Raw genomic sequence first — 7,797 nt, 5'->3', positions numbered from 1 at the left:
AAAAGTTGAATAGAGCACGAAATGCACGGGTTGGAAGGTGAAAAACAAAAGAGAAATATGTCCGGAATGTTGCATGGTGGTTTTTTTAAAATATCTGGCTCACCTTTTATTAACTTTTAATGAAAATTAAGCGGCATGGAATCTTCCTGGAGTGGATCTGAATGAATGACGGCCTGCTTTTATATTGCAGGCCGCCAGCTAAGCATTATTTCCAGTAGCGGCGTTTTGCCTGCTGAAGTTTTTCATAGGCTGCCAGCAATGACTGATGGGCCGGGAAGGCCAGCAGATCTTCATCCACGCTTTGCAGACCATAGAATGGCGCTTCGCCGCTGATGGCGGCCGAAGCTGCCTCAACGGCTTCCTGACCATACATCCGCACGAAGGCATTGTGGTACTGCACAGGATCGCGTTCTTCTTCCATGCTCAGCAGCAGTAAAGTCTGCAGGCAGCGGTAATAATTCGCACGGGCTGGAGTGAAGATGGAAGCGTTGAATTCCATGGTCCATTCGGTCCAGATCAAAGCCTGATCGGTGTCGCCACCGGCCAGGGCCAGCATCGCCTTGAGTTCACCAATGCGCAGGGTATACCAGCCGTTATCTTTACCGGTCGCCAGGCCCAGCAGCTCACGGACGCGGGTAAAGTCGTCATGGCCGTCTTCATCCAGACGCTCAATCAGCGCCAGATAGTCCTCTTTCTCCCAGTTGCTTTCAGGCAGCGAGAGCAGGGTTTCGCGCAGATAAGCCCCCATGCTGTTGTTGGCCAGCAGCAGATCTTCGGCCGGATAGATATCTGACATCCCAGGCACAATAATACGGCAGGCGTAGACGTCCAGATGCTGATAGTCGGCGATATACACTTCCTGATCTTCCGAATCGAAGATTGCCATCAATGTGGCGAATTCTTCTTCGGTGGTGCCGGCAAAGCTCCAGTCAGCAAATGGATAGTCGGCGTCATCCTTGAACATATCCCAGGATATTAGCCCGCTGGAATCGATAAAGTGAGTTTCCAGGTTTGCATGCTCGGCCACTTCTTCATCATCGAAAGTGGGCGGCGTAAACACATCGAGATCTTTCAGGCTGCGGCCCTGCAGCAGTTCGGTGACGGTACGTTCCAGCGCGACGCCGAAATCCGGGTGTGCGCCGAAAGAGGCGAAGCACGTACCATTCTCCGGATTAAACAGCACCACGCAGATAACCGGATACTTGCCACCCAGCGAGGCGTCATAAGAGAGGATTGGGAAACCTTCCGCTTCCAGTCTGGCGATGGCCTCCACCACGCCCGGGTAACGGTTGAGTACTTCATCCGGAATAGTTGGCAGACTGATGGATTCGGCGATAATGCGGTTTTTAATGTAGCGCTCAAAGACCTCAGACAAACCCTGTACACGAGCTTCGTTCGCCGTGTTACCTGCGGACATGCCGTTAGACACGTAGAGATTGCCGATAATGTTCATCGGAATATAGACGGTCTGCTGATCTGACTGGCGGGTAAACGGCAGGGCGCAGATCCCCCGATCGCTATTGCCGGACTGCAGATCGATCAGATCGCTGGCACTCACTTCCTGTTCCGGGTCGTAAAATTTGCTCAGGCGCGGATCGAGAATGCCTTGTGGCAGGCTGTCATCTTCCGGTAGCGGGAACCATTTTTCATTAGGATAGTGAACAAAATCCCCTTCGGCCACGGATTTACCCAGCCAGAAATCGGCAAAGAAGTAGTTGGTCGACAGGCGCTCGAAATATTCACCCAGCGCGGAAGCCAGCGCGGCTTTTTTACTGGCGCCTTTACCGTTAGTGAAGCACAGCGGGCAGTCGCGGTCGCGAATATGAACCGACCAGACATGAGGTACCGGGTTCAGCCAGGAAGCTTCTTCAATATTGAAGCCCAGATCCTGTAATTTTTGCTGAAAGCGTGCGATAGAGTCTTCCAGCGCGGCGTCTTTGCCTGGGATATACGTTTGCGTCATAGTGCCCACTCGTTTTGGATTGTGCCGAAAGCGCGCAATGATACGGGGTTTCCGCCTGATTCGCTATCCGGCTGGGTGATTTGATGGCGGCTATTCTGGCAGTTTTCCCGCCGGATGTGAGGGGCAAATCAGCGATCGCTGGAACAGCTTCACAAAATATCGACATTGTTTCAATTCACCCTACAAGCTGTTGCGTAGCAACGCGAAGAACTGGTCGGTTGACCGGATTAAACATTGCAGCCCGGCCAGGGCAGTGATAAAACCGATAGCAGAATCGAAATCGATTGATCTGAAAGTGGTGAGGGGAAATGAGTCAGATTTTCAATTTTAGCTCCGGCCCGGCAATGCTGCCGGTGGAAGTGCTGCGTCGTGCCGAACAGGAACTCTGTAACTGGCAGGGTTTAGGGACTTCTGTGATGGAGATCAGCCATCGCAGTAAAGAGTTCATTCAGGTGGCTGAAGAGGCAGAAAAAGATTTTCGCGATCTGCTGAAAATCCCCTCCAATTACAAAGTATTATTCTGCCATGGTGGTGCCCGTGCCCAATTTGCGGCTATCCCGATGAACCTGCTGGGGAACCACACAACGGCAGATTATGTTGATGCAGGCTACTGGGCGCACAGCGCAATCAAAGAAGCGCTGAAATACTGCACGCCAAATGTCATTGATGCTAAAACCACCGTTGATGGCCTGAGGGCGGTTACCCCGATGAGCAGTTGGGCACTGTCCGATGACGCCGCCTACGTGCACTACTGCCCTAATGAAACCATTGACGGTATCGCGATTAATGAAGAGCCGGATTTTGGTGATAAAGTGGTGGTTGCCGACCTGTCATCAACCATTTTGTCCCACCCGATTGATGTCAGCCGCTACGGCGTGATTTATGCCGGTGCGCAGAAAAACATCGGTCCGGCTGGCCTGACGCTGGTCGTGGTACGTGAAGATCTGCTGGGCAAGGCGAAAAAAGAGTTGCCTTCGATCCTGGATTACCAGGTGCTGAGCGAAAACGACTCAATGTTTAACACCCCTCCGACTTTTGCATGGTATCTTTCCGGCCTGGTGTTCAAGTGGCTGAAAGAGCAGGGCGGCGTGGCTGAACTGGACAAGCGCAACCAGGCGAAAGCGGATCTGCTCTATGGCGTGATCGACAAAAGTGATTTTTATCGCAACGATGTGGCTCGTGGCAACCGTTCGCGCATGAACGTTCCTTTCCAACTGGCGGATGCTTCCCTGGATAAGGTGTTCCTGGACGAATCAATTGCTGCAGGTCTGCATGCACTGAAAGGCCACCGTGTGGTAGGCGGCATGCGAGCCTCCATCTACAACGCTATGCCGCTGGCAGGGGTAAAGGCCCTGACTGATTTTATGATCGACTTTGAGCGCCGCCATGGCTGAGCGCAAGATCCCGGTCTGAACTCTCTGAAACCTCGCATCGCGAGGTTTTATTGCATTTTATTTGGAGAATAAGTTTCACATGCAGGAATCCCTGACGTTACAACCTATCGCACTGGTGGATGGCACCGTTAATTTACCCGGTTCCAAAAGCGTTTCTAACCGCGCTTTATTGCTGGCTGCGCTGGCTAAAGGCACCACTCGCCTGACCAATTTGCTGGACAGTGATGATGTACGCCATATGCTTAACGCCCTGCAGGCGTTAGGGGTCAGCTATACGCTGTCTGACAATCGTACGGTATGTGAGGTGACCGGTCAGGGTGGCCCGCTGCATGCGGAAAAACCGCTTGAACTGTTTTTGGGCAATGCGGGGACCGCAATGCGTCCTCTCGCTGCCGCACTTTGCCTGGGTGCCAGTGACATTGTGCTGACCGGTGAGCCAAGGATGAAAGAGCGTCCAATTGGCCATCTGGTCGATGCGCTGCGTCAGGGGGGGGCTAAAGTAGAGTATCTTGAACAGCAGGATTATCCGCCGCTGCGGTTGCAGGGTGGTTTTGCCGGAGGGGAAGTCTCCGTCGACGGTAGTGTATCCAGCCAGTTCCTGACGGCGTTGCTGATGACGGCTCCGCTGGCACCGACCAACACCAAAATTGTGATCGAGGGCGATCTTGTTTCCAAACCTTATATCGATATCACCCTGAATCTGATGAAGACCTTTGGCGTTACGGTTAAAAACGAGAATTACAGCGTCTTCCACGTTGCCGGTAATCAGCAATATGTTTCGCCGGGCGAATACCTGGTTGAGGGAGATGCTTCATCTGCTTCCTATTTCCTGGCCGCAGCGGCTATCAAAGGCGGCACTGTTAAGGTCACCGGTATTGGCCGCAACAGCATGCAGGGCGATATCCGCTTTGCCGACGTGCTGGAGAAAATGGGGGCGACGATTGAGTGGGGTGATGACTTTATTGCCTGTACCCGCGGTGAACTGAAGGCTATCGATCTGGATATGAACCATATCCCGGATGCGGCAATGACCATTGCTACGGCAGCATTGTTTGCCAAAGGCACAACAGTGATGCGCAACATCTATAACTGGCGTGTAAAAGAAACCGACCGTCTGGCCGCCATGGCGACAGAACTGCGGAAAGTGGGTGCCGAAGTGGAAGAGGGACACGACTATATTCGCGTCACTCCGCCAGAAACTATCCGGTATGCAAAAATTGGGACCTATAACGATCACCGTATGGCAATGTGTTTTTCACTGGTGGCGCTTTCAACCACGCCGGTGACCATTCTCGATCCGAAATGTACCGCAAAAACCTTCCCCGACTATTTTGAGCAGCTCGCTCGCCTCAGTCAGCTGGCATAAATCTGTAAATCCGCTGCACGTTGTGCAGCGGGGTGCGAACTAAATCACGCCCTGCGCAGGAATTCGCCCTGAAATTGGTCCGAAAAGGCTGATTAATTTGAGTGCGTCTATGCTTATGGGGTAACGATCTGGGCTGTTGCAGCGTATAATGCGCGTCGATATTTGTCTGAGCAGGTTAAACAGACATCCCACCGACAGGAGAATGAGATGACGGCTTTAGCCCCGGTGATCACCATTGATGGCCCCAGCGGTGCAGGTAAAGGGACCTTGTGTAAAGCAATGGCCGAGGCGTTGCATTGGCATCTGCTGGATTCAGGCGCAATCTATCGCGTGCTGGCACTGGCCGCTTTGCACCACCAGGTGGATATCTCGTCTGAAGAGGCTCTGGTCCCTATTGCAGCACACCTGGACGTTCGCTTTGTCTCAACCAATGGTGAGATGGAAGTGATTCTCGAGGGAGAAGATGTATCCGGTGAAATCCGCACCCAGGATGTCAGTAATACGGCGTCCAAAGTGGCAGCATTCCCCCGGGTGCGTGAGGCGCTGCTTCGTCGCCAGCGAGCCTTCCGCGAGCTGCCCGGTCTGATTGCTGATGGACGGGATATGGGCACGGTGGTTTTCCCTGACGCACCGGTCAAAATCTTCCTGGACGCCAGTTCAGAAGAGCGTGCTCACCGCCGTATGCTACAGTTGCAGGAGAAGGGCTTTAGTGTTAACTTTGAGCGCCTTTTATCTGAGATAAAGGAGCGTGATGACCGCGATCGTAATCGCGCCATTGCGCCGCTAAGACCGGCAAGTGATGCGCTGGTGCTGGATTCAACCAGCATGTCAATAGAGCAAGTGATTGAAACTTCTCTTAAATATGCGCGTGAAAAATTGTCCTTGCCGCAGCAGTAACCGATTTTTTTAACCCTTTGATATGGATGTCATGGGGCATGTGAAACAACCCCACCCGTCAGGATGTCAGGTGGACGTTAAATTGAAGAATCATAAGATTATCAATATGACTGAATCTTTTGCTCAACTCTTTGAAGAGTCCCTGAAAGAAATCGAAACCCGCCCGGGTTCCATCGTTCGTGGTGTTGTTGTCTCTATTGACAAAGACATCGTTCTGGTTGATGCGGGTCTGAAATCTGAGTCTGCAATTCCTGCAGAGCAGTTCAAGAACGCAGCTGGCGAACTGGAAATCCAGGTAGGCGACGAAGTTGACGTAGCGCTTGACGCAGTAGAAGACGGCTTCGGTGAAACTCTGCTGTCCCGTGAGAAAGCTAAACGTCACGAAGCTTGGATCACGCTGGAAAAAGCTTACGAAGATGCTGAAACTGTTACCGGTGTTATTAACGGCAAAGTCAAGGGCGGCTTCACTGTTGAGCTGAACGGTATTCGTGCGTTCCTGCCAGGTTCCCTGGTTGATGTGCGTCCGGTGCGTGACACCCTGCACCTGGAAGGCAAAGAGCTTGAATTCAAAGTAATCAAGCTGGATCAGAAACGTAACAACGTGGTGGTTTCACGTCGTGCGGTTATCGAATCCGAAAACAGCGCAGAGCGCGATCAGCTGCTGGAAAACCTGCAGGAAGGCATGGAAGTTAAAGGTATCGTTAAGAACCTCACTGACTACGGTGCATTCGTTGATCTGGGCGGCGTTGACGGCCTGCTGCACATCACTGACATGGCATGGAAGCGCGTTAAGCATCCAAGCGAAATTGTCAACGTTGGCGACGAAATCACTGTTAAAGTGCTGAAGTTCGACCGCGAACGTACCCGTGTTTCTCTGGGTCTGAAACAGCTGGGCGAAGATCCATGGGTCGCTATCGCTAAGCGTTACCCAGAAGGCACCAAACTGACTGGTCGCGTGACCAACCTGACCGACTACGGCTGCTTCGTTGAAATCGAAGAAGGCGTTGAAGGCCTGGTGCACGTTTCAGAAATGGATTGGACCAACAAAAACATCCATCCGTCCAAAGTTGTTAACGTTGGCGATGTTGTTGAAGTTATGGTTCTGGATATCGATGAAGAACGTCGTCGTATCTCCCTGGGTCTGAAGCAGTGCAAATCTAACCCATGGCAGCAGTTCGCAGAAACCCACAACAAGGGCGACCGCGTTGAAGGTAAAATCAAGTCTATTACTGACTTCGGTATCTTCATCGGCCTGGACGGCGGCATCGACGGCCTGGTTCACCTGTCTGACATCTCCTGGAACGCTACTGGAGAAGAAGCAGTTCGTGAATACAAGAAAGGCGACGAAATCGCCGCTGTGGTTCTGCAGGTTGACGCAGAGCGCGAGCGCATCTCTCTGGGCGTTAAGCAGCTGGCAGAAGATCCGTTCAACAACTACATCTCTCTGAACAAGAAAGGTGCTATTGTTAACGGTAAAGTAACTGCTGTTGACGCTAAAGGTGCTACAGTTGAACTGGCTGATGGCGTTGAAGGTTACCTGCGCGCTTCAGAAGCCTCTGTTGACCGCGTAGAAGACGCAACTCTGGTTCTGAATGTTGGCGACGATGTTGAAGCTAAATTCACCGGCGTTGACCGTAAAAACCGCGTTGTCAGCCTGTCTGTACGTGCTAAAGACCAGGCAGACGAGAAAGAAGCCATCAATACTGTGAACGCTAAACAGGAAGAAGGTAACTTCTCTAACGCCATGGCTGAAGCATTTAAAGCAGCTAAAGGCGAGTAATTGCGCTTGCAACAGGGCGGCAATCGCCGCCCTGAAATAGCCGTTACTGTCAGAGCTTTTTCCTGTAGGGATTAACCGGAGGATTTATGACCAAGTCAGAACTGATTGAAAGACTTGCTGGCCAGCACTCTCATATTCCGGCGAAAGTCGTTGAGGATGCGGTAAAAGAAATGCTTGAGCACATGGCGACCACTTTGGCGCAGGGCGAACGCATTGAAATCCGGGGTTTCGGCAGTTTTTCTTTGCACTATCGTGCACCTCGTACTGGCCGTAACCCGAAAACGGGCGATAAAGTGGAGTTGGAAGGTAAATACGTTCCACACTTCAAGCCAGGCAAAGAGCTGCGCGATCGCGCAAATATCTACGGCTAAGGCTTACGCATTGCAGCAATAAAACG

At 52.1% G+C, this 7,797-nt stretch carries 6 protein-coding genes; 5 read left to right on the top strand and 1 reads right to left on the bottom strand.

From position 1 onward, the window contains the following. Nucleotides 1–205: 205 nt before the first annotated feature. Nucleotides 206–1,963 (bottom strand): 30S ribosomal protein S12 methylthiotransferase accessory factor YcaO, encoded by a 1,758-nt coding sequence (ycaO, locus tag GSQ70_RS20845; RefSeq protein WP_158784301.1) that lies wholly within the window; start codon nucleotides 1,961–1,963, stop codon nucleotides 206–208. Nucleotides 1,964–2,271: 308 nt separating this feature from the next. Between ycaO and serC the strand changes: the two genes are divergently transcribed. The 5 genes from serC to ihfB all read left to right on the top strand — a co-directional run bounded on the left by serC (nucleotide 2,272) and on the right by ihfB (nucleotide 7,771). Further along, nucleotides 2,272–3,357, top strand: coding sequence for a 3-phosphoserine/phosphohydroxythreonine transaminase (gene serC, locus GSQ70_RS20840; protein ID WP_158784300.1), 1,086 nt, complete (start codon nucleotides 2,272–2,274; stop codon nucleotides 3,355–3,357). A gap of 79 nt (nucleotides 3,358–3,436) precedes the next feature. Further along, on the top strand, nucleotides 3,437–4,723 hold the full coding sequence (aroA, locus tag GSQ70_RS20835; protein WP_158784299.1) for a 3-phosphoshikimate 1-carboxyvinyltransferase: 1,287 nt from the start codon (nucleotides 3,437–3,439) through the stop codon (nucleotides 4,721–4,723). Between the two features lie 207 nt (nucleotides 4,724–4,930). Beyond that, nucleotides 4,931–5,620 carry a (d)CMP kinase gene (gene cmk, locus GSQ70_RS20830; RefSeq protein ID WP_158784298.1) on the top strand — a complete coding sequence of 230 codons (690 nt, stop codon included), beginning with the start codon at nucleotides 4,931–4,933 and terminating at the stop codon, nucleotides 5,618–5,620. A 106-nt stretch (nucleotides 5,621–5,726) separates the two neighbouring features. Continuing rightward, complete coding sequence (gene rpsA / locus GSQ70_RS20825) at nucleotides 5,727–7,400, top strand: 30S ribosomal protein S1 (RefSeq protein WP_158785405.1); 1,674 nt, start codon at nucleotides 5,727–5,729, stop codon at nucleotides 7,398–7,400. 86 nt (nucleotides 7,401–7,486) lie between these two features. Beyond that, complete coding sequence (ihfB, locus tag GSQ70_RS20820; RefSeq protein WP_013201528.1) at nucleotides 7,487–7,771, top strand: integration host factor subunit beta; 285 nt, start codon at nucleotides 7,487–7,489, stop codon at nucleotides 7,769–7,771. The last annotated feature ends 26 nt before the right edge of the window (nucleotides 7,772–7,797 follow it).

It is taken from the genome of Pantoea sp. BAV 3049, assembly GCF_009765445.1.
Lineage (GTDB): Bacteria > Pseudomonadota > Gammaproteobacteria > Enterobacterales > Enterobacteriaceae > Erwinia.
The sequence above is the reverse complement of the archived record's forward strand: the minus strand, read 5'-3'. Positions and strand labels throughout refer to the sequence as shown.

Excerpts from the sequence above, each read along its gene's own strand:
- serC (WP_158784300.1), top strand. The coding sequence starts at position 2,272 with ATGAGTCAGATTTTCAATTTTAGCTCCGGCCCGGCAATGCTGCCGGTG.
- ycaO (WP_158784301.1), bottom strand. The coding sequence starts at position 1,963 with ATGACGCAAACGTATATCCCAGGCAAAGACGCCGCGCTGGAAGACTCT.
- aroA (WP_158784299.1), top strand. The coding sequence starts at position 3,437 with ATGCAGGAATCCCTGACGTTACAACCTATCGCACTGGTGGATGGCACC.
- cmk (WP_158784298.1), top strand. The coding sequence starts at position 4,931 with ATGACGGCTTTAGCCCCGGTGATCACCATTGATGGCCCCAGCGGTGCA.
- rpsA (WP_158785405.1), top strand. The coding sequence starts at position 5,727 with ATGACTGAATCTTTTGCTCAACTCTTTGAAGAGTCCCTGAAAGAAATC.
- ihfB (WP_013201528.1), top strand. The coding sequence starts at position 7,487 with ATGACCAAGTCAGAACTGATTGAAAGACTTGCTGGCCAGCACTCTCAT.